Annotated in this window: 25 protein-coding genes and 1 pseudogene; 14 read left to right on the forward strand and 12 right to left on the reverse strand. The window is 66.5% G+C overall.

The window, feature by feature from the left end; genetic code table 11:
• Positions 1–3,103, forward strand: a 3,103-nt coding sequence (locus tag JZ791_RS33615; RefSeq protein WP_216900140.1) for a non-ribosomal peptide synthetase, incomplete at its 5' end; no start/stop codon positions are given.
• 559 nt (positions 3,104–3,662) lie between these two features.
• On the opposite strand, the gene JZ791_RS33620 is transcribed toward JZ791_RS33615, so the two are convergent.
• Together JZ791_RS33620 and JZ791_RS33625 are read right to left on the reverse strand one after the other, a co-directional pair.
• A complete protein-coding gene (locus JZ791_RS33620) occupies positions 3,663–4,283 on the reverse strand; it encodes a TIGR03086 family metal-binding protein (RefSeq protein ID WP_216900142.1) in 621 nt (206 codons plus the stop codon).
• A 243-nt stretch (positions 4,284–4,526) separates the two neighbouring features.
• Positions 4,527–5,477 (reverse strand): SDR family NAD(P)-dependent oxidoreductase, encoded by a 951-nt coding sequence (locus JZ791_RS33625; RefSeq protein WP_216900144.1) that lies wholly within the window; start codon positions 5,475–5,477, stop codon positions 4,527–4,529.
• Positions 5,478–5,656: 179 nt separating this feature from the next.
• On the opposite strand from JZ791_RS33625, the gene JZ791_RS33630 reads away from it, so the two are divergent.
• From JZ791_RS33630 to JZ791_RS33650, 5 genes are all read left to right on the forward strand, one after another.
• Complete coding sequence (locus JZ791_RS33630) at positions 5,657–6,097, forward strand: carboxymuconolactone decarboxylase family protein (RefSeq protein ID WP_216900146.1); 441 nt, start codon at positions 5,657–5,659, stop codon at positions 6,095–6,097.
• A gap of 45 nt (positions 6,098–6,142) precedes the next feature.
• Positions 6,143–6,784, forward strand: a complete 642-nt coding sequence (locus JZ791_RS33635) for a class I SAM-dependent methyltransferase (protein ID WP_216900148.1) — start codon at positions 6,143–6,145, stop codon at positions 6,782–6,784.
• Positions 6,785–6,826: 42 nt separating this feature from the next.
• The gene (locus JZ791_RS33640) at positions 6,827–7,639 is read left to right on the forward strand and encodes a PIG-L family deacetylase (protein ID WP_216900150.1); all 813 of its coding nucleotides are present in this window, start codon (positions 6,827–6,829) and stop codon (positions 7,637–7,639) included.
• 402 nt (positions 7,640–8,041) lie between these two features.
• Positions 8,042–8,809: a PRC and DUF2382 domain-containing protein gene (locus JZ791_RS33645; protein WP_216900152.1), complete on the forward strand. Its 768-nt coding sequence runs from the start codon at positions 8,042–8,044 to the stop codon at positions 8,807–8,809.
• Positions 8,810–9,035: 226 nt separating this feature from the next.
• Positions 9,036–9,458 (forward strand): anti-sigma factor, encoded by a 423-nt coding sequence (locus JZ791_RS33650; protein ID WP_308163238.1) that lies wholly within the window; start codon positions 9,036–9,038, stop codon positions 9,456–9,458.
• Here JZ791_RS33650 and JZ791_RS33655 read toward each other — a convergent pair.
• From JZ791_RS33655 to nicT, 5 genes are all read right to left on the reverse strand, one after another.
• Positions 9,407–10,039 (reverse strand): TetR/AcrR family transcriptional regulator, encoded by a 633-nt coding sequence (locus JZ791_RS33655; RefSeq protein ID WP_216900154.1) that lies wholly within the window; start codon positions 10,037–10,039, stop codon positions 9,407–9,409. The two genes, JZ791_RS33650 and JZ791_RS33655, sit on opposite strands and share 52 nt — an antisense overlap.
• Positions 10,039–10,548 carry a flavin reductase family protein gene (locus tag JZ791_RS33660; RefSeq protein WP_216900156.1) on the reverse strand — a complete coding sequence of 170 codons (510 nt, stop codon included), beginning with the start codon at positions 10,546–10,548 and terminating at the stop codon, positions 10,039–10,041. Before JZ791_RS33660 ends, JZ791_RS33655 begins: the two co-directional genes overlap by 1 nt.
• A gap of 102 nt (positions 10,549–10,650) precedes the next feature.
• Positions 10,651–11,220, reverse strand: a complete 570-nt coding sequence (locus JZ791_RS33665) for a YbhB/YbcL family Raf kinase inhibitor-like protein (RefSeq protein ID WP_216900158.1) — start codon at positions 11,218–11,220, stop codon at positions 10,651–10,653.
• Between the two features lie 12 nt (positions 11,221–11,232).
• Positions 11,233–11,658 carry a MarR family winged helix-turn-helix transcriptional regulator gene (locus JZ791_RS33670; protein ID WP_216900160.1) on the reverse strand — a complete coding sequence of 142 codons (426 nt, stop codon included), beginning with the start codon at positions 11,656–11,658 and terminating at the stop codon, positions 11,233–11,235.
• Between the two features lie 80 nt (positions 11,659–11,738).
• A complete protein-coding gene (gene nicT / locus JZ791_RS33675) occupies positions 11,739–12,854 on the reverse strand; it encodes a Nickel transporter NicT (RefSeq protein WP_254206782.1) in 1,116 nt (371 codons plus the stop codon).
• Between the two features lie 134 nt (positions 12,855–12,988).
• On the opposite strand from nicT, the gene JZ791_RS33680 reads away from it, so the two are divergent.
• The 3 genes from JZ791_RS33680 to JZ791_RS33690 all read left to right on the forward strand — a co-directional run bounded on the left by JZ791_RS33680 (position 12,989) and on the right by JZ791_RS33690 (position 15,089).
• Complete coding sequence (locus JZ791_RS33680) at positions 12,989–13,480, forward strand: Fur family transcriptional regulator (protein WP_216900163.1); 492 nt, start codon at positions 12,989–12,991, stop codon at positions 13,478–13,480.
• A 165-nt stretch (positions 13,481–13,645) separates the two neighbouring features.
• A complete protein-coding gene (locus JZ791_RS33685) occupies positions 13,646–14,482 on the forward strand; it encodes an alpha/beta fold hydrolase (RefSeq protein ID WP_216900165.1) in 837 nt (278 codons plus the stop codon).
• Positions 14,475–15,089: a TetR/AcrR family transcriptional regulator gene (locus JZ791_RS33690; protein WP_216900167.1), complete on the forward strand. Its 615-nt coding sequence runs from the start codon at positions 14,475–14,477 to the stop codon at positions 15,087–15,089. The genes JZ791_RS33685 and JZ791_RS33690 overlap by 8 nt, the downstream gene beginning before the upstream one ends.
• 64 nt (positions 15,090–15,153) lie before the next feature.
• Here JZ791_RS33690 and JZ791_RS33695 read toward each other — a convergent pair whose 3' ends face one another.
• Positions 15,154–15,513 (reverse strand): Rv2640c family ArsR-like transcriptional regulator, encoded by a 360-nt coding sequence (locus tag JZ791_RS33695; protein WP_216900169.1) that lies wholly within the window; start codon positions 15,511–15,513, stop codon positions 15,154–15,156.
• A 97-nt stretch (positions 15,514–15,610) separates the two neighbouring features.
• On the opposite strand from JZ791_RS33695, the pseudogene JZ791_RS33700 reads away from it, so the two are divergent.
• The 3 genes and pseudogenes from JZ791_RS33700 to JZ791_RS33710 form a co-directional block, all read left to right on the forward strand.
• Positions 15,611–16,075: pseudogene (locus JZ791_RS33700) on the forward strand (ArsI/CadI family heavy metal resistance metalloenzyme); the annotation flags it as partial.
• 125 nt (positions 16,076–16,200) lie between these two features.
• The gene (arsB, locus tag JZ791_RS33705) at positions 16,201–17,289 is read left to right on the forward strand and encodes an ACR3 family arsenite efflux transporter (protein ID WP_216900173.1); all 1,089 of its coding nucleotides are present in this window, start codon (positions 16,201–16,203) and stop codon (positions 17,287–17,289) included.
• 16 nt (positions 17,290–17,305) lie between these two features.
• Positions 17,306–17,719, forward strand: a complete 414-nt coding sequence (locus JZ791_RS33710) for an arsenate reductase ArsC (protein ID WP_216900175.1) — start codon at positions 17,306–17,308, stop codon at positions 17,717–17,719.
• Between the two features lie 79 nt (positions 17,720–17,798).
• On the opposite strand, the gene JZ791_RS33715 is transcribed toward JZ791_RS33710, so the two are convergent.
• Together JZ791_RS33715 and JZ791_RS33720 are read right to left on the reverse strand one after the other, a co-directional pair.
• Entirely contained in the window at positions 17,799–18,173 is a 375-nt protein-coding gene (locus JZ791_RS33715) for a VOC family protein (RefSeq protein ID WP_254206783.1), read from the reverse strand.
• Between the two features lie 60 nt (positions 18,174–18,233).
• The gene (locus JZ791_RS33720; RefSeq protein WP_216900177.1) at positions 18,234–18,878 is read right to left on the reverse strand and encodes a TetR/AcrR family transcriptional regulator; all 645 of its coding nucleotides are present in this window, start codon (positions 18,876–18,878) and stop codon (positions 18,234–18,236) included.
• An 82-nt stretch (positions 18,879–18,960) separates the two neighbouring features.
• Here JZ791_RS33720 and JZ791_RS33725 point away from each other — a divergent pair, with 82 nt between their 5' ends.
• Positions 18,961–19,923, forward strand: coding sequence for a zinc-binding dehydrogenase (locus JZ791_RS33725; RefSeq protein ID WP_216900179.1), 963 nt, complete (start codon positions 18,961–18,963; stop codon positions 19,921–19,923).
• Positions 19,924–19,962: 39 nt separating this feature from the next.
• Here the strand turns inward: JZ791_RS33725 and JZ791_RS33730 are convergent, their stop codons facing one another.
• On the reverse strand, positions 19,963–21,204 hold the full coding sequence (locus tag JZ791_RS33730) for an epoxide hydrolase family protein (RefSeq protein ID WP_216900181.1): 1,242 nt from the start codon (positions 21,202–21,204) through the stop codon (positions 19,963–19,965).
• Positions 21,205–21,281: 77 nt separating this feature from the next.
• Here JZ791_RS33730 and JZ791_RS33735 point away from each other — a divergent pair, with 77 nt between their 5' ends.
• Complete coding sequence (locus JZ791_RS33735; protein ID WP_308163239.1) at positions 21,282–21,719, forward strand: MarR family winged helix-turn-helix transcriptional regulator; 438 nt, start codon at positions 21,282–21,284, stop codon at positions 21,717–21,719.
• A 49-nt stretch (positions 21,720–21,768) separates the two neighbouring features.
• On the opposite strand, the gene JZ791_RS33740 is transcribed toward JZ791_RS33735, so the two are convergent.
• Positions 21,769–22,767 (reverse strand): substrate-binding domain-containing protein, encoded by a 999-nt coding sequence (locus JZ791_RS33740; protein WP_216900183.1) that lies wholly within the window; start codon positions 22,765–22,767, stop codon positions 21,769–21,771.
• Positions 22,768–22,812 lie beyond the last annotated feature (45 nt).

The following is a 22,812-nucleotide window of genomic DNA, read 5'->3' on the forward strand; positions in this document are numbered from 1 at the left end:
GTTGCCGGCGTACATGATTCCGGCCGCGATCGTGGTGCTCGATGAGATCCCGTTGACTGCGGTCGGCAAGCTGGATCGTGACGCGCTGCCCGAACCGGTCCTGGCGGGCCGCGAATTCCGGGCGCCGTCGACGCCGATCGAGGGAATTGTGGCCGGGGTGTTCGCCGATGTGCTGAATGTGGCCCGGGTGGGGGCGAGTGACGATCTGTTTGCTCTCGGTGGTAATTCTTTGGTGGCTACTCAGGTGGCGGCTCGGTTGAGTGCCGCGTTGGGTGTGCGGGTGTCGGTGCGGATGTTGTTCGATTCGCCCGTGGTGGCGGATTTAGCGGCGGCTATTGCGGCGGGGTCGGGTTCGGGTGTGGATCGGCCGCCGTTGGTGCGGGTGGAGCGGCCCGAGGTGGTGCCGGTGTCGTTGGCGCAGTATCGGATGTGGGTGTTGAATCAGGTTGATATCGAATCTGCTTCCTACAACATGCCGTTCGCGATCCGGTTGACCGGTGATCTGGATGTGTCGGCGTTGGGGCAGGCCGTTACGGATGTGCTGGAGCGGCACGAGGCGTTGCGTACGCGGTTCCCGGTGTACGGCCCGGACGGGGTGCCGCGTCAGGAGATCTTGTCGGCGGCGCAAACGCTTCCGGGCGGGTTGCCGGTCGAGGCGGCCTCGGCCGATCTGCGTGACCGGGTGATCGGCATGTTGTCCGCCGGATTCGACGTGACCGAACACCCGCCGGTGCGGATCGGGTTGTTCTCAGGTCCGGGCGCGGACGAGTACCTCCTGGTGGTGGTCGCCCACCATATTTCCGCGGATGGTGTGTCGATGGCGCCGTTGGCGCGGGATCTGGCGACGGCGTATCTGGCACGCGCGCAGGGCACCGCGCCGGGCTGGACTGCGTTGCCGGTGCAGTACGCCGATTTCGCGCTCTGGCAGCGCGAGGTCATCGGCGACGAAGACGACGAGAACTCGATCGCCGCCCGGCAACTGACCTACTGGCGTGAGGCCCTGGCAGGGGTGTCGCAGGCGGTGCAGTTGCCGCCGGATCGTCCGCGTCCGGCGCGTTCCTCGATGCGCGGCGCCTCGAGTGTGGTGGTGGTGCCCGCGCAGGTCCACCAGGGTTTGGATCGGATTGCGCGTGACCGTAATTCATCGATGTTCATGGTCGTGCACGCCGCGTTGGCGACACTGCTGGCCCGGATGTGTGGTGGTTCGGATATCGCGGTCGGCACGCCGATCGCCGGGCGTGGTGCGGCAGCACTGGATGACCTGATCGGGATGTTCGTCAACACGTTGACGTTGCGTACCGAGGTCGATCGTTCCGGGAGCTTCGCGGCGCTGGTGCAGCGGGTGCGTGAGGTCGATCTGTCGGCGTTCGACAATGCGGATGTGCCGTTCGAGCGGGTGGTCGAGCTGGTCGCGCCCGGGCGGGATGCGGCGCGGAATCCGTTGTTCCAGGTGATGCTGTCCTTCCAGAACACCACCCAGCCCTCGCTCGAGCTGCCCGGTCTGACGATCTCCGGGCTCGAGCTGGAAGAGGTGGTGGCGAAGTTCGATCTGCAGGTGAATATCGAGCCGCGCTACACCGAAGACGGGACACCCGATGAGTTGGTGGTCGTGTTCACGTATGCGACAGACCTTTTCGATGAAGTGACGATTCAGGGTGTGGGCCGGCGGTTCGAGCGGATCCTGACCGCGGTCGCCGCCGACGAGAGTGCCGTCCTCGGTGATATCGACATCTTGGATGAGGGCGAACGCGATCGGGTGCTGGCCGCGCCGATTCACCCCACCACCCCCGCCGCACCGGCGGCAGAGCAGGACACGGATGTCGTGTTGCTGCCGGAGTTACTGGCCGAGGCCGTCGAGGAGAATCCGGACGGTATCGCGATCATCTTCGCGGATGCGACCGATCGGCTCGCCGAGTGGGAGTACGCCGAGCTGGATGAGCGCTCGACCAGGCTGGCCAGGCTGCTGATCGCGCAGGGTATCGGCCCGGAAGATTTGGTGGCGGTAGGGATCCCGCGGTCACCGGAATCGGTGCTGGCGGTGTGGGCGATCGCGAAGACCGGCGCCGGATTCGTGTCGGTGGACCCGAACTATCCTGCCGCGCGGGTCGCGCACATGCTCTCGGATTCGGGGGCGGTGCTGGGCCTGACAGTCGCGGCCGCGGCTGCCGGGCTCCCCGGTTCGGTGGCGTGGCTGACCATCGACGGCGACGAGGCCACCGGGCGGCTCGAGGATTACCCGGCCGACCCGGTCACCGACGCGGACCGGTGCCGACCGCTGCGGGCGGCGCATACCGCCTATGTTGTTTACACCTCGGGGTCGACCGGTCTGCCCAAGGGTGTGGTGGTCACGCAGGCGGGGTTGTCGAGTTTTTGTGCCGAGCAGCGTGAGCGGTATCGGGTGACCAGCAGTGCGCGCACGCTGGCTTTCGCTTCGCCGTCGTTCGATGCCTCGGTGCTGGAGTTGCTGCTGGCTGTGGGTGGGGCCGCGAGCATGGTGGTGGTGTCCCCGAGTGTGTATGGCGGGCAGGAGCTGGCTGGGTTGTTGCGGCGGGAGCGGGTGACGCACGCGTTCATCACTCCGGCGGCGTTGGCGTCGGTGGATCCGGATGGTTTGGACAAGTTGCGGGTGGTGATCGCTGGTGGTGAGGCGTGTCCGCCGGAGTTGGTGCGGCGCTGGGCGGTGCCGATCGGTGGGCGCCGTAGCCGGGAGTTCTACAACGGGTACGGGCCGACCGAGACCACGATCATGACCAACATCAGCACACCGTTGGCGGCCGGGGATCCGGTTACCATCGGTGCGCCCATCCGGGCGGTCACCGAATACGTGCTGGATGATCGCCTCTCGCCGGTGCCCGACCGTGCGGTGGGCGAGTTGTACATCACCGGTGCACAGTTGGCGCGCGGATACCACGCGCGAGCGGCGTTGACCGCAGCCCGGTTCGTCGCCAACCCGTTCACCGCGGACGGATCCCGGTTGTATCGCACCGGGGATCTGGTACGCCGCACCGGTGACGGCGTCATCGAGTATCTGGGCCGCAACGACTTCCAGGTCAAGATCCGCGGATTCCGCATCGAACTCGGCGAAATCGACGCGCGGTGCTGACCACCGACGACGGGTACCTGCCGCTGGATCACGCGCCAGGCCGAACGCATACAGCGGTCTGCTGTTCCAGCCGTTCACATTGCGAGAGATCGAACTACGCGGCCTCATGGGCACCGGACGAGTAGCGGAGGCCTGCCAGCTGGTCTACCGCCAGGCGGGTAGCCCTGCCGCTCCGCAGTGGTACATCATCGAACGAGTGACCACCGGTGAAGTTCTCGTTGCCAACCGGGACGCCGAGGGGGCCGCAACCGCATTCGCTGAAGCAATCAGGTCCGCGGAACGCCATCGGCTACCGCACCAGATTCAGCGAGCGATCCGAGCGACCTTCAAGGCGGGGATGCCAGACCTCGCCGATGAAGGCGGGGCAGCCCTCCAACGCACCCGATCTACGCTGTCGGCGCGCTAGTACCTCCGGAACAGTGAAGGCCCCGGTCTGCACGTTCGCCGCGTCGCGTCACCCACCTTGCGAGGGCGGCCGCCCTTGCGGCCGTTCGCCGCCGCTGCTGCCAGTCGAGCACGAGTTCGTTCGATTATCGTGTCGCGGCAGTACGTGTTCCATTCAGAACACTACCTCGCTGGGCTTCCTGCCCATTCGGTGCAACAGGCGATCCTGTAGCGAGGCATCACGCGCGAGGGCGCCCTGGGAAGCGGCGAAAAACCGGTGGGTGGGCTCGACGGCCGTCGGAGTTTCCGGGAGGTCGGCGTAGATCTCATCGAGATGCTGGTCGATCCATGTGATCAGGTTCGTGTCGAGGGTGTCATCGATGTCGAGAGCCCTCGCGAGATCCCATGTGTGGATGGTGTTGTCGGTCGTTCTCACCGCGAGCGCTTGTTGCCCGGTAATCCGGCCGAGAGGGTAATCGAGAATCCGTCGCAGTGCGCCCGGCTGAGCGAACGCCTCGGAACAATCCTGCGCGGATCGGGTATAGGCGCCCACCGGATCCGTGCCCAGCGCATCGACGTCCCTCAGACGCAGGAACTCCGCACGAGTGCCGCCCTGCACGAGCCCGACGTAGTTCAGGTTTCCGCGTGTCACATGATTGACCAGTTGGCGCACATTCCATTCCGTGCACGGAGTCGGCCGAACCCATTGTTCGGAACGGACCGCACTCAGCTTCCGCGCGAACTCCGTGCTGGACAGGACGAACCGATCAACGATCCCCTCGAAACGATCTGCCATGGGACACAGCCTGTCCACCACAGGCCGCGAACTCCGGCGGATATCGGACGTCGCGTACCTGCTCTGCGACCGGTCGCGAGAGTTCTGTCGAATCGTTTTGGCGGCGAGCCGGATTGGCGGCCTACTCCGTGGCCGTTGCGGAGTAGTCCACTGGCCTCCGGGGTCGCCGCCGCGAGAGCGGCGACGCCCATGGACAGAGTGTCCCTTCGCCGGGAACGCCTCCAGCCGGAAACCCTTGCAGCGCTACGCGAAGGCGTTTACACCGGTGAGGTCGGCCGATACCGCCCAGAGGCGTTCGGCCTGTGCCGGATCGATCGCATAGTCCTTGACTCCCGTTCGGGTGCCGTCGGCGGGCGCGGGTTCGGCGATATCGCAGTCCTCGAGATAAACGCCGCCGAGGCCGGTGAGCTGCGGGGAGGTTGCGGCCCAGACTTGGGTGGCGGCGCCTTGTTCTGGGGTTTTCGTCCCGCCGGCGCCTTCTCCTGACGGGTTGAGCATTCCGGAGGCCACGAGTTCCTCACGGTCCAGGTATCGGACCAGGTCCGTCAGGATACGGCCGGGGTGCAGCGCGAATGCGCGGATGTCGTGGTCGCGGGCGAGTTTATCGAGATGCACCGCGAACAGGACGTTCGCCGTTTTCGCTTGGCCGTAGGCGACCCATTTGTCGTAGCCCTGCCGCAGTTCGAGGTCCTCGAAGTGCACCGGGCCGAACTGGTGGCCGCGCGAGGACACGGAAACGACGCGCGCACCCGGGACGAAGGCCGGCCAGAGCCGGTTCACCAGGGCGAAGTGTCCGAGGTGGTTGGTTGCGAACTGCGCCTCCCACCCGGGGCCGACGCGGGTCTCCGGCGTTGCCATGATTCCGGCACTGGTGATGAGGATGTCTATTCCGCGCGCCGACGCCAGGAACCGCTCGGCGAATGCGCGGACGCTGTCGAGGTCGGCCAGGTCGAGTTCGTCGATCTCGACGTTGTCGATGCCGCGCAGCGCTTCCTCCGCGGTGGCGCGGCGGCGCGCCGGAACCACGACGCGCGCGCCGGCCGAGGTCAGCGCCCGTGTGGTTTCCAGGCCGAGGCCGGAGTAGCCGCCGGTGACGATCGCGAGCTTGCCGGTCAGGTCGATTCCGGCCACAACCTCGGCCGCGGTGGAAGTGGCGCCGAACCCCGAGCCGATCTTGTGCTGTGCAGTGGTCATATTCCGACGCTAAGCGCTGGAGTGCACTCCAACGCAAGTGCGAGTAGCTCCCCGGGGTATCGGCATTTCGGCAACGATGTTGACAGAAGTATGGCCGCCGCTCAGGATTGTGTCAACGACGTTTCGAAACTCTCGGAGCGGTCGGAAAGCCTTGCCGCCGAATCGGAATGGAGACAGTCATGGATGAGTTGCGCCGTAAGGGCTTGGCCACGATGAACGAGGTCTACTCCTGGGACATGCCGGACATGCCCGGTGAGTACTTCGCGCTGACCGTCGATCACCTGTTCGGCACCGTCTGGACGCGCCCGGGCCTGTCGCGGCGTGACCGCCGGCTGATGACGCTGACCGTGGTGACCGCGCTGAACCTGCCGGACGCCGCGGAGATCCAGATCAACGCCGCCCTCCAGAACGAGGAGTTGACCGTCGAGGAGCTGCGGGAGATGGCCATTTTTATCACCCACTATGTCGGCTTTCCGCTGGGCTCGGTGCTGAACGGAGTCATCGAGCGGGTCGTGGCCAAGCGGCGGAAGGCGGCCGATGCCGGGCGGGCCGAAGACCCGAAGGCCAACGTCAGCGCCGCGGTGAAGATGAACACGGGAAAGACGCTCGAGCAGAGCTGACAAGTATCGTCTCGGGGGCAGCCTCGAGACAGGAGTGACAGGACGATGAGCGGACGCACCCCAAGCCAGTGGGAGGAGATCACCGCGGCCGATCCTGCGCATTCGACGTGGTACGTGGAGCGGTTCCGGACGTTGGCGCGGCAGGGCACCGACATCGTGGGGGAGGCGCGGCTGGTCGACGCCATGCTCGAGCGCGGTTCCCGGGTGCTGGACGCGGGATGCGGTCCGGGGCGGGTGGGCGGCTATCTGCACCGGGCCGGTCACGTGGTGGTCGGCGTCGACGTCGATCCGGTGTTGATCGCCGCCGCGGAACAGGACAATCCCGGTCCCACCTGGGTCGTCGGTGATCTCGCCGAACTGGATTTGCCGGGCCGGGGCATCGCCGCCGACTTCGATCTCATCGTGTGCGCGGGGAACGTGATGACATTTCTGGCGCCGTCCACCCGGGAGGCCGTGCTGACCGGCTTCGCCCGCCACCTCGCCCCGGCCGGTCGCGTGGTCGTGGGATTCGGCGCCGATCGTGGTTACGAGTTCCCGCGGTTCCTGGCCGACGCCGAGGCCGCCGGGTTGCGGGTGGACCTGCGGCTGTCGACGTGGGATCTGCGCCCGTTCACCGACGAGGCCGACTTTCTGGTGGCGGTCTTCTCGCGCGGAATCATCGCTCGGGTTGTCGGTGTTGATTCGTAGAGTGAGAGCACCGAACCACCGAGCAGACACAGATGGGGACTCATGGCCGACCAACTGACGATCATGGCCGTACACGCTCATCCGGACGACGAGGTCATCAGCACCGGTGGAGTGTTCGCGCGGTATGCCGCCGAGGGCATCCGGACCGTCCTGGTGACCTGCACCAACGGTGAGCAGGGCGACGCGCCCGGCGGGATCAAGCCCGGCGAGCCCGGTCACGATCCGAATGCGGTACGGGCGCAACGACTCTCCGAGCTCCAGGAGTCCGCGGCACTGCTGGGCATCGAGCATGTCGAGCTGCTCGGCTATCGAGATTCGGGCATGGACGGCTGGGAGGGCAACCGCGACCCCGAGGCCTTCTGGAACATTCCGGTCGAGCAGTCGGCCGCACGTCTGGCCGAGTTGATGCGGCACTACCGCCCCCAGGTCGTCGTCACGTATGACGAAAACGGCAACTACGGCCACCCCGACCACATCCAGGCCAATCGCGTCGCGCTGGCGGCGACGGCCGCCACCGATATCCCGGCCAAGCTCTACTACACCGCGATCCCGCGCGAACGCTCCCTGGAGATGTTCGCGGCGTTGCGGGCCGAGGGCATCATCGACGCCGAACCGCCGGCGGACTTCGGCACGCCGATGGATCAGATCACCACGGTCGTGGACGTGGCATCCTATGCGCAGCGCAAGGTCAAGGCGCTCGAGGCCCACGGCAGCCAGGGCGACAGCGTGCCGTTTCTGCGAATGCCTCCGGAAATGCAGCAGATGATGTTCTCGACCGAGAGCTTCGTCCGGCATATCAACCGTGTCGCGGCCGCACCCGCCCACGAAACCGACCTCTTCGCCGGACTCCGCTGACTTTTACGCCGTTGGCGCGATTCACGAACCCCATACCTGCCCTGGTGAATTCGCCCGCGCCGCATGCTCCGAGCCGAGCCTCCTCCGGCTGATTCGAGCACCGCACCAACCCCCTGACCGGTCGGGTGCGGGCTGTGCGCGCGGGGACCGGTTGTGCGTGCCGGTCTCCGTTTGCCGGCTGTGATTCCGATTCCTGAGTCCTGGACCGGCCTGGCGAATACCGACTGGATCGCGGGTAATGGGCTGTGTTTATCCCCTCAAATCGAGGGTAGCTCGAATATAGCTGGCGATGACAAGGGGGCTCGCAGTGACCGAGCGTTCCCGCCCAGCTGTTCCACGAATCGCGCCGTGTACGAGGCGTTCCATCGCGGGGTGCACGGCCTCGAGATCGGAGGAGAAGACATGACACAGGCAACCTTGGAATCCGTCATCGGCAACACCGTCTACGACTCGGCCGGCGACAAGATCGGCAAGGTGAAGAAGATCTATATCAATGACACGACCGGGGCGCCGACGTGGGCGGCGGTATCCACCGGGATGTTCAGCAAGGACTCCATGGTCCCGTTGGCCGGTGCACGGCATCAACCGGACGAGGGCACCCTGCAGATCGGAGTGGACAAGGAGCACGTGAAGTCCGCTCCGCACCTGGACGACGACGGCCGGATCACCCATTCGGCAGAACAGGAACTGTTCGCGCACTATGGTGTCGACCCGAAGCGGGCAGGGTGGAATGCGTACGGCCGCCAGCAGATTCGTCCCGGTACCGACGCGCCGATGACCCACGGCCGCCGGGACGAGGGCATGATCCGCTCCGAGGAGCGGCTGGATATCGGCACCGAGCGGACCGAGGCCGGTACCGCCCGCCTGCACAAACACGTGGTGACCGAGAACCAGACGGTCGACGTGCCGGTCACCCACGAGGAAGTGCACCTCGAACGGGAACCCATCACCGACCCCTCCCAGGTTCGTTCCCGCGAGATGGGCGACCAGGAGCAGGAGGTCATTCTGCACGAGGATCGGGTCACCGTGCACAAGGAATCCGTACCCGTGGAGCGTGTGCGCCTGGCGGTCGACGAGGTCGAGGAACGCGAGACGGTCTCCGATACCGTCCGCAAGGAGCGGATCGATACCGAGGGAATCGACGAGGCGAACAAGCCCCCTAAGCGGTAACGGCGACAACGAATTACGGATTCACCGGTCCGTCGAACAGGGATGCCGGCGCACGCGATGCGCCGGCATCCTCGGCTGCCGGTGATGTGCGGATGCGTATATCGGTGACCGTGATTACAAACCGTCGGACCGGGTAGATCTGGGCAAGAAGGTTCAGGGGCCTGGACGGTGCATGGTCCCGCGACGAGGACGCAGAGCTGATGGGGGAGTGCGGAGATGGGCAACCGTGAATGCCGGTGAACCGGTGCGTGCGGGCACGATGGTAGGTGTTCGTGTACCGGCCGAGTTTCAGCAGCTCACCATGTTGCGGGCGCTGACCGAGACGGCCCTGCTGATCGCCGAACTCACCCTGGACACGGTGACCGACATCCGGATCGCCGTCGACGAGATCGCCACCACGATCATCGACTCGGCGGTCGCCGGATCCACCCTGGAGTGCGAGTTCGGATTCGCCGACAGTTGGACCACGGTATGCATCACCGCTGTCGTGGCGGCCCGCGAAGCGATCGACGAGCGCGGTTTCGGCTGGCACGTGGTCCGCACGATCACCGAATCGCTGACCGCGAATGTCGGCCCGTTCGACGCCGTTCCGGGCGGTTATCCGGTGACCGTCGAATTCGATCGGTTCGGCGGCCGCTTCGGTTCGTAGCCCAGCGCGGGCAGCACGATCTGGTCGATCACTCGGACCAGCAGCGTCATATCGGCGAAGCCGCCCTCGTACAGCGGCTGGGAGAAGGAGACGCCGAGCAGCACCTGCGGCAACAGATCCGCGCCCGCCGGGCGCTCGGTGAGTTCGCCCCGGTCGACCGCCCGCGTGACGAATCGATCGAGCTGATCCACGCCCGCGGCCAGCAGCGTGGCCCGCACCGTGCGGGCGAGTTCGGGCTGTGCCAGCACGGCGTGACTGACCGCGGCCACGGTTGCCGCGTCCTTCTCGGCCTTGGGGATCAGCCGGGCGCAGAAGGTGATCAGATCATCGCGCAACGCCCCGGTGTCGATCTCGGCGCGCGACGGCGTCGTGGTCCGCAGGGCGGCGAGGATCAGGGGAAGTTTGCCGGGCCACGTCCGGTACAGCGTCGCCTTGCTGCAATGGCCGCGCGTCGCGACCTCGTCCATGGTCAGCGCCTCGTAACCCACCTCGCGCAGCACGTCCATCGCGATGCTGAGCAGCTCGAACTCGCGCTCCGAACTCATCCGGGGACGGCGTACGCGGGTGGGCGCCTCGGTCATTACAGGAGGTCCTCCGGGGACGCTGCCAGCTGCCGGTACCGGCTGCCGTGGAATACCAGGGGAGCGGCCTCGCCGATCTCCAGATCGTGTACCCGCAGCAGCACGAGCGTGTGGTCACCCGCGGGCACCTCGTCGTGGATGGTGCAGTCGAACCACCCGGACGCGCCGGCCGCGAACACCGCACCCGTAGGGCCGAGGCGCCACTGCCACCCGGCGAATCGGTCGCGGTCACGGTCGGCCAGCGCGGCGCTGACCGGCTGATGGTCCTGTGCCAGCACGCTCAAGCCCAGCCTCGAGAGCGCCCGCAGTCTCGGCCAGGTGGTCGAGGTGTTCTGCACGCACACCGACACCAGTGGCGGATCCAGCGACACCGACACGAACGAGCTCACCGCCATGCCGATCGGAGCCTGGCCGTCGTGTCCGCAGACCGCCACGATCCCGCTGGGGAATGTGCCGAACGCCTGTCGGAGACGCCGGGAATCCAGTTGCTGGGTATCGACAATCACCATCAGTGGTACCTCGATCGCGAGCAGGTGGGCGCGCCACCCTATCGTATAGAACGACTTCGTTCTATACGATACCAGACGGTCCGGCCGGTCGCGCTCCGGCTGTCAGGATGTCCTTGTGCCGGTGAGTGTTCCGGATGCCAGGACATGTCCCTTCAGGGCTGCCGGAAGGTGTTGCGCGTCGGTGACTTTCGCGAAGTCGGCGGTGGTGTCGAGGGCGTAGAGGTGGAAGCGGTAGCGATGCGGGCCGTGGCCGGGGATCGGCCTCGGTCCGAAATACTTGGCCTTGCCACGCTGGTCGGGGAGAAATCGAATGCGCGGGTTGTCCGGCGTCAGGGCGCCCTCGGGCAGGCCGCCTTCGGTCGGCGCGAATGCGGCGATCGTATGGATGCGGGGTACGGGACGCGGATTGTCGATGTCCTCGAGCACGAAGACCAGCTCTGTCGTTCCCTCGGGCAGGGCGCTCCAGGTGAGGGCGGGCGAGATTTCGTCGCCGATGAACTGCCCACAGTGCTTCGCGGGGATGACCTGCCCGTCCTCGAAGCTGGGGGAGGTGAGCGTGATGCGGTTGCCGGTCGCGAGTTCGGGGGCGGCGGCGATGCTCGCGGCCTCGTCCGCGTGCCGGTTGCGCAGTGCCCAGCCGATGGGGAGGAGAAGGACTTCTACGGGGTGCAATGGTGCTCCTGTTCAAGAATCGGCGATGCGGAGCAGCAGGGGGGTGACTTGGGCGATGTCGTCGCGTTCGGCGGCGGTGAGCTCGGCGACCCGGTCGTTGAGCCAGTCCCGGCGGTGGCGACGCGATGTCGTGACCGCTGCTTTGCCTTGTTCGGTCAGGCTGAACAGCACCTTGCGGCGGTCTTGGGTCCCACGGGACTTCGCCACATGGGCGAGTTGCTCGAGCCGCCGAACCGTCTGACTCATCGAACCGAGCGTGACCTTCGCGGTCTCGGCGAGATCGCTCAGACTCATTCGGTCCTGCTTGTCGAGAGCGATGAGCACGAGCAGCGCCGCATCGGAGACCTCGCCCTCCGCGCGTTCGGAACGGAATCGGCTGTACAGGCGCACGACTGCGCGCCGCAACTCCGAGCCGACCTCGTCGATGTCCTCGCTCATCCCACACCTCCTGATGCTTAGTACACCATAGCAGTTGCTTAGTAATACTACGTAAATCGATCGAGCGTCACGCGGAACGATTACCGCTCCTCGGCCGGGGCGGTCCATTTCTGTTCGATGCGGCCCACCCGCCAGATCAGCAGGGAAACAGCCCAGGTGAGCAGGAACAGGGCGACGATGCCGTAGCCGAGGATGTTGAGGTCCAGGCCGCCCAGCCAACTCCAGAAGCCGCCGGTCCAGTCGAACTGCTGGGCGAGCAGGCTCAGCAACTCGACGGTGCCGATGATCAGGGCGACCGCGACGGACAGGCCGGTGATGGTGAGGTTGTAGTAGACCTTGCGGACGGGTTCGGCGAAGGCCCAGCCGTAGGCGAAGTTCATGAACGAGCCGTCGATGGTGTCGAACAGGCTCATCCCGGCGGTGAACAGGATCGGCAGGCACAGGATCGCGTACCAGGGCAGTCCGGCCGCGGCGCTGGTGCCCGCGAGGACCAGCAGCGCGACTTCGGTGGCGGTGTCGAATCCGAGGCCGAACAGCACGCCGACCGGGTACATCTGCCACGGTTTGGTGATCGACTTCATCAGGCCGCCGAGCAGCCGGTTCATGAATCCGCGCTTGGCGAGTTGGTCTTCGAGCTCCCGCTCGTCGTAACGGCCGGTGCGCATCGCGCGGAACACCCGCAGGATGCCGATCAGGACCACCAGGTTGATCGCGGCGATCAGATACAGGAACGCGCCCGATACGCCGGTGCCGATCAGCCCGGTGTAGCGATGCAGCGCCGAAGAGCCGTTCTGCACGGGTCCGGCGATCGAGCGCACGCCGAACGACAGCAGCAGCGCCAGCCCGAACACGATGGTCGAGTGGCCCAGGGAGAAGTAGAACCCGACCGACAGCGGACGCTGCCGGTCGTTCATGAGCTTGCGAGTGGTGTTGTCGATCGCCGAGATGTGATCGGCGTCGAAGGCGTGCCGTAGCCCGAGCGTGTACGCGGTCACCCCGACGCCGGCCCCGAATGCCTTGGTGCCCAGGCTGAAATGCTTCGGCGCGACCAGCATGGTCAAGGTCAGCCAGCCCACGATGTGCAGAGCCAGGATCACGGCGGCCATGGTGGCGAGCGAGACCCATTCCCGCCGGGTGAGGGCCGGCGGTTTCGTCTGTCGCCGGACCTGGTCGGGATCGGTTGTGTTGTGCGCCAAGCCGTGTCCTCTGCCGCAGGAGTTCAGCGTGTCGACGTTAGGGCGGCCCGGCACTTTTTGCAAATCTTTGGCAAGAAGGTGTGTGAGGCGGCCCGTCGTGGCGGCTGAAGGGGGTCGGGCAGCACACTGGTGGCATGACAGGCTCAGCCGCCGTGCCGGACACCGACCGTGCCCGGGGCGATCTCCACGGGCACGGCGATCCGCGAACGCTGTTGCAGCAGCACGGGTTGCGATGCACCGCACCACGGTTGGCCGTGCTGGACACCCTCGCCCAGCAGGCGCATCCGGGTCATCGCAGTGTCGCCGAAATCCACAGATCGCTGATCGACTCGGGACGGGAGATCGATCTGACCACCGTCTACCGCACCGCATCCACCCTCGCGACGGCAGGCATCCTGCACACCCTGGCCCTGGACGACCGGGGAATCACCTACGGCCTGGCCGACCACCCCCACCACCACGCGGTCTGCACCCGCTGCGGCACGATGAACGAAATCCCCGCCGACACGCTCGTCGACGCCCTGACCCACGCCAGCCGCACCAGCGCCTTCCAACTCCCCGACAACGGCGGACTCACCCTGCACGGCCTGTGCCCGAACTGCCAGGCCCTCGGTCGAAGTCGTTGACAGAACTACCTTTTCCACATCGACCAGCCACTTGGCGTAGTTCGGGTCGCCCGTTCGGGAATTGTCGAGGTTCGACCGGTGGCAGGTTTGTGCCTAGTGACGTTGACGCGTGTGGCTAACGAGAGTAGCTTTTAGCTATTCGCATTAGCTTCCCTGGAGGGCATCATGACCGAGCTTCTGAGCATCGGCGACAACACCATCGCTTACGACGTGATCGGGCAGGGTCCGCTCGTCGTTCTCGCGCACGGCATCGGCGACAGCCGGCACTCCTATCGGTTCCTGGCCCCGGCCCTGGCCGACGCCGGTTATCGGGTCGCCAGCATGGATATTCGCGGTTGCGGGGACTCCAGCCTCGGGTGGGATGGGTACAGCCGCACCGATATCGCGGGGGACATGATCGCCCTCGTGCGCAGGCTCGGCGGACCGGCGGTAATCGTGGGTCAGTCGATCAGCGGCGGCGCGGCGACGATCGCGGCCGCCACCGCGCCCGATGTGATCACCGGTGTCATCGAGCTCGCGCCGTTCACTCGTCAGCAGCCGATGGACCTGGGCGGATTGCTGCGGTCCAAGCGCTTCCGGTCCGGCTACACCCAGCTGGGGCTGACCATGTTCATGGGGAGCATGAACGCCTGGAAGAAGTATCTCGATCTGGCGTATCCGACCAAGCCCGCCGATTGGGACGAGGAACTGGCGCGCATCGAGACCACGTTGAGCGAGCCGGGCCGGATGAAGGCCCTGCAGGCGATGTGCCAGACCAATCCCGGCGATGCGGGTGAGCAGCTCCGTAATGTGGCCTGCCCGGTCCTGGTGATCGAGGGTGCCGCGGACCCCGACTGGGCCGATCCGCGCGCCGAGGGTGAGAAGATCCTCGCGGATCTGCGTACCGGTCTCGGTGAGCTGGTCGTCCTGGACGGTGTCGGTCACTACCCCCACGCTCAAGCCCCTGATCAGGTCCTCGCTCTGGCGCGGCCGTTCCTGGCCAGGACGCTGGCCCGTGCCTAGGGCCGGACTGACCCCGGTGTCGGTCACCGAAGCCGCCGCAGAGCTGGTCGATGAGATCGGGTTCGACCAGCTCAGCATGGGTGTGCTAGCCGAGCGACTCGGGGTCAGGGGGCCTTCGCTCTACAAGCACGTCACCAGCCAGGCCGAACTCGCGCATCGCATCGGCGTCCTGGCCATGACCGAACTCGCCGACGTCGTCCGCGACGCCATCCAGGGTCTGTCGGGCGGTGAGGCACTCGCCGCGGGCGCGCAGGCGATGCGGATGTATGTGAAGCGGCACCCCGGCCGGTACGCGGCGGGCAACACGGCCACGGCGACCGGGCCCGAGGATCCGCTCGTCGCGGCGACCGAGCGGGTGCTCGCCACGTGGGCGGCCATGCTGCGCGGGTATCGGATCGAGCCCAGTCAGGAGATCCACGCCCTGCGGATGCTGCGCAGCGTCCTGCACGGATTCGCGACGCTCGAGGCATCGGGTGGGTTCCGGATCGAGGCGGATGTCGACGAAAGCTTCAGCTGGATCATCGATTTCATCGATCACGGCCTGCGGTCCACGGCTGTCGCCGACGGAACTCGACCGAGAGCGCTCAACCTGCCAGGTGACCGTTGATATACGGCCTCCGCGAACCAACCGGATTTCGGTGTCTCGTGAAGCCTCGGCTCGGTCGGGTGTCTCAGCAGCAGCAGTTGGGGTCGAGTACGACGCACAGGGCCGAGAGTGCGGCACGCCGGGCGTGGTGGACCACGTTCATGCCGGTGCGTTCGGAGTCCACGAGACCGGCCTTGCGGAGTTGACCGAGGTGGTGGCTGACCGTCGATTCGGACAGGCCGACCGCCGTGGCCAGGTCGCCGCTGTTCTCGCCGGTGTCGGGGCTCGCCAGCAATAGTGACATCAGTTTCACCCGCACCGGGTCGGCCAGGGCTTTGAGCCGCAACGCGACTTCCAGCGCTGCCGCGTCGTCGATCGGTCCGGCGGCTACCGGCGCGCAGCAGACGGGCGCGGACATATCGATCACGGGCAGGGTCTTGGGCATGTATCCCACCCTACCCACTTGATTGACATATGTCGAAAAGGTGGGCAGACTCTGGGACGCCCACCTTTTCGACATATGTCTCACTGTGGAGGTTCTCATGTCCCGCGTCCAACTCGCCCTGAATGTCGACGATCTCGAGCAGGCGATCGCGTTTTACTCCACCTTGTTCGATACCGCACCGTCCAAGCGCAAGCCCGGCTACGCCAATTTCGCCATCGCCGAGCCGCCGCTGAAGCTGGTCCTGCTCGAGAACACCGGCCAGGGCGGCACGATCAACCACCTCGGAGTCGAGGTCGAGACCTCCGACCGGGTCCACGGTGAAATCGCCCGCCTGTCGCGAGCCGGACTGTTCACCGAGGAGCAGATCGCGACCACATGTTGTTTCGCCACCCAGGACAAGGTGTGGGTCACCGGCCCGGACACCGAGAAGTGGGAGGTGTATACCGTGCTGGCCGATACCGAGAACTTCGGTGTCGCACCGGAATTCGCCACCGACGACGCCGAGGCCGTTCGGGCGTGCTGCGGCACTGACGCCCCTGCCGCCGCAGGGAACTCGTGCTGTAGCACCGACACTCCCGAGACCGTCGGGAACTCGTGCTGTGGCACCGACACTCCCGAGAATGCCGGGAACTCGTGCTGCGATGGCGGTGCGGTGCTGGGTGCGCAGGCCGGAACGGAAGTGCCCGCGTGAACAACCATCCGGCGGTGGTTGGGAAACTGTCCACCCTGGATCGGTTCCTGCCCGTGTGGATCGGTGTGGCGATGGTCGCCGGGCTGCTGCTGGGTCGCCTGATTCCTGGCCTCGGGAACGGCCTGTCGGCGGTGCGGGTGGACGGGATCTCCCTGCCGATCGCGATCGGCCTGCTGATCATGATGTATCCCGTGCTGGCGAAAGTCCGCTACGACCGCCTCGACTCGGTCACCGGGGACCGCCGTCTGCTGGCCGGATCGCTGGTGCTGAACTGGGTGATCGGCCCGGCGTCGATGTTCGCCCTGGCCTGGATCTTCCTACCGGACCTGCCCGAGTACCGGACCGGGCTGATCATCGTCGGCCTGGCCCGGTGTATCGCGATGGTGATCATCTGGAACGACCTGGCGTGCGGCGACCGCGAAGCCGCCGCCGTGCTGGTCGCCTTGAACTCGATCTTCCAGGTGATCATGTTCGCGGTGCTCGGCTGGTTCTACCTGTCGGTGCTGCCGGGCTGGCTCGGCTTGGCGCAGACCGCGATTCACAGCTCGCCGTGGCAGATCGCGAAGTCCGTGCTGATCTTCCTCGGCGTTCCCCTGGTGGCCGGATTCGCGACCCGTCGTCTCGGCGAACGCGTCAAAGGTCGCGCCTGGTACGAATCCACCCTGCTGCCCCGGCTCGGGCCGTGGGCGCTGTACGGGTTGTTGTTCACGATCGTGATCCTGTTCGCCCTGCAGGGGCGCCAGATCACCTCCCGGCCATGGGATGTCGTGCGGATCGCGATCCCGCTGCTGGTGTATTTCGCACTCATGTGGGGCGGTGGCTACCTGCTCGGCGCGCTGATGCGTCTCGGCTACGCGCGCACGACGACGATGGCGTTCACCGCCGCGGGCAACAACTTCGAACTCGCCATCGCCGTCGCGATCGCCACCTACGGCGTCACGTCCGGTCAAGCCCTCGCCGGAGTGGTCGGCCCCCTCATCGAGGTCCCCGTCCTGGTCGGCCTGGTCTATGTCTCCCTAGCCCTGCGAAACCGCTTCTCTCACAACATCGGTCAGCGCCTCGAATCAGAGGCGCGCACGAATTGAAAGGCCCACACCGCCCATGCCTTCACCCCCCACTGTGCTGTTCGTATGCGTCCACAACGCCGGGCGCTCCCAAATGGCCGCCGCGTTCCTGACCCACCTGGCAAGGGATCGAGTCGAAGTCCGCTCCGCCGGTTCGGAACCCGCCGATCGCGTGAACCCCGTTGCGGTGCAGGCGATGCACGAGCTCGGCATCGACATTTCCACCGAGATCCCCAAGGTACTGACGACGGACGCGGTCGCGGTATCGGATGTGGTGATCACGATGGGATGCGGCGACACCTGCCCGTTCTTCCCCGGCAAGCGGTACCTGGACTGGATACTCGATGACCCCGCCGGACAGGACATCGACGCGGTACGCCGCATCCGCGACGAGATCGAGCGTCGCGTCCGTGGACTGCTGGACGAACTGGGGATACCGCCGTCCTCATGACCGACCCGGCGGATCCGTCGCGAACATCTCGCCCGGTCTGGCCTGGGCCGTCGAACTCGTGCTGACGGCCCGCTCGACCTCAGACGATCGTCCCGCGCCGGCTCGCGATCTGGTAGACGTTGCCGAACGGATCGCGGACCATGGCTCGGTAATCACCGTACGGCGTGTCGATCGGTTCCTCGATGGTGGCGGCGCCTGCGGCGAGCGCGCGCTGATATGTCGCGTCCACGTCGTCGACGTAGATGTACAGAAATGCCGGAAACAACTCGCGCTCACCGGATTCCGACACCATGATCACCGAGTCGCCGATACCGACCTCGGTCGGGCGACCCGGCTCGACGTCACCGACAGCTCCGAATGCGGTGCGCAGGAACGTGACCGCGGCAAGTTGGTCATCGACCACCATGCGCGGTGTCACCGAATGAAAACCGGGCGGAACGGAAGCGGTAGCCATTCGGAGAGTCTGGCATGCGGCCCGAGCCGCCGCGCGATGGGCTGCGATGCTGATCGGCGATCAGCTGGCGGGCTTGCGCCGGAGCGTCACCCCGGGCATCAATCGCGGTACCGGGGGGAGAGGTTCGGTTGCGGCGGAGGCATGGAACGCTTGGATCATGAGGGCGGCGAAGCGGCGGGAGGCCGCGACTCGGGCCGCGGGGGTGGTTGCGTGAATGCCGTTGTTGGCCATGATCATGAGGATCAGGTCGTCGGGGACGATGTCGGGGCGTAGGTGGCCGGTTTTCTTGGCCCGGCGGATCAGTTCGGCGGCGGCGGTCAGCGAGGCGGTGCGGATTGCGGCGAAGTCCATCGCGTGGGGGAAATTGGACATGAAGGCGGCGGTGAAGCCGTGGTCGCGGGCTTGTAGCTCGCACAGCTTCTCGACTGCGACGCAGAAGCCGTGCCAGGGGTCGGGGTCGGCGAGTCCCTCGTCGACGATGGATCGGCAGGCGAGCATCTGGTCGGTGAACGCCTCGGCGACCAGCGTTTCCTTGGTGGGGAAATGGCGGTACAGGGTTGCGGGGCCGACCTCGGCGCGGCGGGCGATCTCGCGGATGGGCACGTCCAGGCCGTCAGCGACGAATACCGCGCGGGCCGCGTCGAGGATGCGATCACGGTTGTCGCGGGCATCCGAGCGCTGGGTGTGAGGCAAACGTGTGGTCATCGCTCTCACTTTAGCTAAACGGACGGGGGCGTCCGTTACGGTCCGCTGGTTGGTTCCGAACGGATAGAACACGGAGACGCCGGTGAAAGCAGTGATGGCTCAGACCTTCGGGGGCCCGGAAACCCTTGCGGTCGTTGATCTCCCGGATCCCAGCCCTCGAGCCGGGCAGGTGCTGATAACGACCGAGGCGATCGGCGTCGGCGGGGTCGACGCCCTGATCCGCAGTGGCGCTCTGGCCGCGTACGGAACCCCATCCGGTCACATACTGGGCAGTGAGGTCGCGGGTACCGTGGCCGGAGTCGGCGAGGGTGTCGACCCCGCATGGGTCGGACAGCGCGCGTGGGCGTTCACCGGTGAGAGCGGCGGCTATGCCGAACTCGCCATCGCCTCGTCCGAGACGCTCGTTCCCCTCCCCGCGGGGCTGTCGGTCGTCGACGCGGTGACGCTCGGCAGTTCGGCGATGGTGGCCCACTTCGCGTTGCGCCACGCACATTTCGCCCGCGGTGAGTCGGTGCTGGTGCGCGGCGCGGCCGGTGGTATCGGAGTCGTGGCGGTCCAGCTCGCGGCTCGTGGCGGCGCCGGGGCGGTCGGAGTGACGACCTCCTCGGCCGAGCGTGGGGATCGGCTGCGCGGGCTCGGCGCTACCCGGGTGCTGGACCGCGCGGGCCGGGGCGCGGACGACGATCCCGCGGCCTACGACGTCATCATCGACATCGTCGCGGGACCGGATCTGCCCTCGTTCTTCGGCAGGCTCGAGCCGAACGGTCGCATGGTGGTCGTCGGCGCGATGGCGGGCATGCCGCCCGCGGACTTCGGCGCGCAGATGGTCACGGCGTTCCGGAAGTCGATGTCGTTCGCGACCTTCAGCGCCGACACCGTGCCCATGCCCGACCGCCGTGCCGCGACCGCCGAACTGTTCGCGACCGCGGCACGCGGCGAGCTGGAAGCGGTTGTGCACGAGGTGCTTCCGCTGGACAAGGCCGTATCGGCTCACCAGAAGATGGAAGCCGGTGAGGTGTTCGGCCGAATCGCCCTCACGCCGTGAGGGGAGCCCGGAGCGCGGAGCCGCGACGACTGCCGGGTGTCAGCGCCGTCCCTGGAAGGTGCGGCGCAGGTCATCGGTCCATCGGTCGGGGATTTCCCAGGGAATGAAGTGGCCGCCGTGGTCGTGGACGGTGAGGTTGACGTGGTTGTACCAGTCGGCGAAGTCGCTGGTGCGGAAGTATTCGACGCGGTGGTCGGTGCTGACACCGGGTGGGTTCTCGTAGCCCACGAAGGTGATGCCGGTGGGGGCCTGCACGATCGGCAGACGGTCGTGGGAGGGCGTCCAGGGGTAACGATTGTGGTTGGCGTAGAGGCGAATCGAGGTTCCAATGGTGTTGGTGGCCCAGTAGATCGTGGCGTGTGTGAGCAGATCGTCTCTGCTGAAGACGGTTTCGATGTCGCCGCCGTTGTCGCTCCATCTGGACCAGCGTTCCAGGATCCAGGCCAGCATGCCCGCCGGTGAGTCGGACAGGGCGTGGGCGAGGGTACTGGGTGCGAGCATGTGTGCGGCCAGATGGACAGCGAAACGCTTGTCCAGCTGTGTGATTCGTGCGCGCACCTCGGCGGGCAGGTCGTCGGGGATGGGCCGGCCGCCGCTGTAGTCCCAGGCGCGGTCGCCGTTGAACATGGTGAGTTTCCGGCCGGATCCGATATGGATGGCATACAGCTCCTCGGCGTACTTGTGGCCGAGCTGCGCGGTGACCAGCGCGCCCACGTCGCAGCCCCCGGCGCCGTATCTCTCGTAGCCCAGCACATCGGTCATGAGTGTGTGCCAGAGGTCGGCGACCTTCCAGAAGTTCATATCCGGGCGGTTCGTCAGCGGGCTGGAGAAGCCGAAGCCGGGAAACGAGGGCACGATCACATCGAACGCCTCGGCCGGATCACCGCCGTGCGCCCCCGGATCGGCCAGCCGGTCGGCGACCTTGGACCAGTGCCAGAAGGTCCAGGGCCAGCCGTGTGTCAGGATCAGCGGCGTCGGATCCGGCCCGACGCCGGGTCTGCGCATGAAATGCACTGGCACGCGGTCGATCGCGACCTGATAGTGCTCGTAGGTGTTGATCTCGGCCTCGGCCGCTCGCCAGTCGTATCCACTGCGCCAGTAGTCCACCAGCTCCTGGAGGTATCCGCGAGGCACGCCGTAGTACCCGTCTTCGTTGCCGACATCGTCGGGCAGGCGGGTCAGATCCAGGCGCTGCCGCAGGTCGGTGAGCACGTCGTCGGGGACGTGAATCTTCCCGGGCGCCAAAGGGAACGGTCGGGAATCGTGGGTTCTTTCGCTCATCTGGCCTCCTGCGCCCTGAGATTTATATAAGCAGCTTATCTAATGAACTTATATAAGTCTCGGATAGAATTGGTCACGTGAACGACAACGACGATTTCGACGTGGACGCATTCGCTGCGGTGATCGAGGACTTCAACCGCGTCTACATCCGCATCCCGGTACGGGAGAAACTGCCGTTCACTACGTTGTCGGTGCTGGACACCCTGGCGCACCGGGGCCCGGCGCGGCTGACCGAGCTGACCCGGAGCGAACAGCTGACCCAGCCAGGCATCACTCAACTCGTCGCCCGCCTGGAGCGCGACGGGCTGGTACTGCGCCGCCGAGACCCTGGCGATGGGCGGGCCGTGATCGTGCACCTCACCGAGGCGGGCCGGCAGGTGCGGCAAACTCGCCATGACGACCGGGTTGGGCACCTGGCTCCGATGGTGTCCGAGTTGAGTCCGGTGCACCGGCGGGCTCTGGTCGCCGCGCTACCCGCCCTCTCCCGGCTCGCCCAGTTGGAGCGGGAGCGCTGACATCAAAGCACGGTGATCGGGTGGTCGAGCCCGACTACCCGGCGGACGCTCAGGTGTCGAGCAGATCGGGGGAGATGATCTCCTCGACGGTCCAGCGGCGGGCGGACAGGCCCTGTTCGTAGTGGTAACGCAGGAAGGTGTCCAGCGCTGTGCGGTTCGCCGATGTGCCGTAGGGCCACCAGTCCTCGCCCAGCAGGCGGTCGTTCTGCTCGAGCAGCGCGTTGAGCCACGGCACCATGAACGGCGCCTGGTAGAGATGGCGGAATCGCCGATAGCGTTGCGCGCCCGCGTTCTTGGATTCGAGGAAGGCGGTGTGAACCGCGCGGGCCAGGCCCGGGTTGTCCGCGAACAGTTCCCGCCGCGCCACGACCGTGTGCATCATCGGGAAATTTCCCGTCCGGCGGTAGTAGTCGCGTTCGACTCGCTCGTAGTCGGGAAACAGCCGGGCGATACGCGGTGAGCCGTTCAGGAACGGTTGCGGCGCGTTGGCGGTGAACAGCGCGTCGATCTCGCCGGAGTCGAGCATGGCCGACAGCGTCCTGCCCTCCGGCGCGGTGGTGATGTCGACGCCGTCGGGGTGCGGGTGGGTGGTGAAGGTGAACGGCGGCGCGGGATGCTCCAGCCCGCCGATCACCCAGCGGTTGGCTTCGGGACGAAAGCCGTACTCCTCGGCGAGGATTCCCTTGTTCCACACGCCGGGATCCTGGCCGTAGACACCGAATTCGCCGATCGTCTTGCCGACCAGGTCCCCGGGCCCGGTGATGCCGCTGCCGGTGTTGACGAAGATCGCCGAGTGCCGGAACATCCGCACGGGAAATGCGGGCACGGCGACGAACGGCGCCCCCTGATCCAGTGCCCGCAGCAGGAACGTCAGCCCGAATTCCGAGACGTCCACCGCGCCGTCGGCCATCCGCTCGAAGATCTCGGGCAGGGTCGCCGCGGTCGACATCGTGGTGCTGCGCACCCCCCGCACCGTGACCGATCCATCGAACAGGGCCTCGGTCGTGTCGTACCGGAAGCCCCCGATACGCAGGTCCAGATCGTTCATTTGTCTTTGCTCCCTTCGTGATCGACTACTTCGATCCTCGCCGCG

The sequence above is a fragment of the Nocardia alni genome (assembly GCF_019038435.1).
In the GTDB taxonomy this organism is placed as follows: Bacteria; Actinomycetota; Actinomycetes; order Mycobacteriales; family Mycobacteriaceae; genus Nocardia; species Nocardia alni.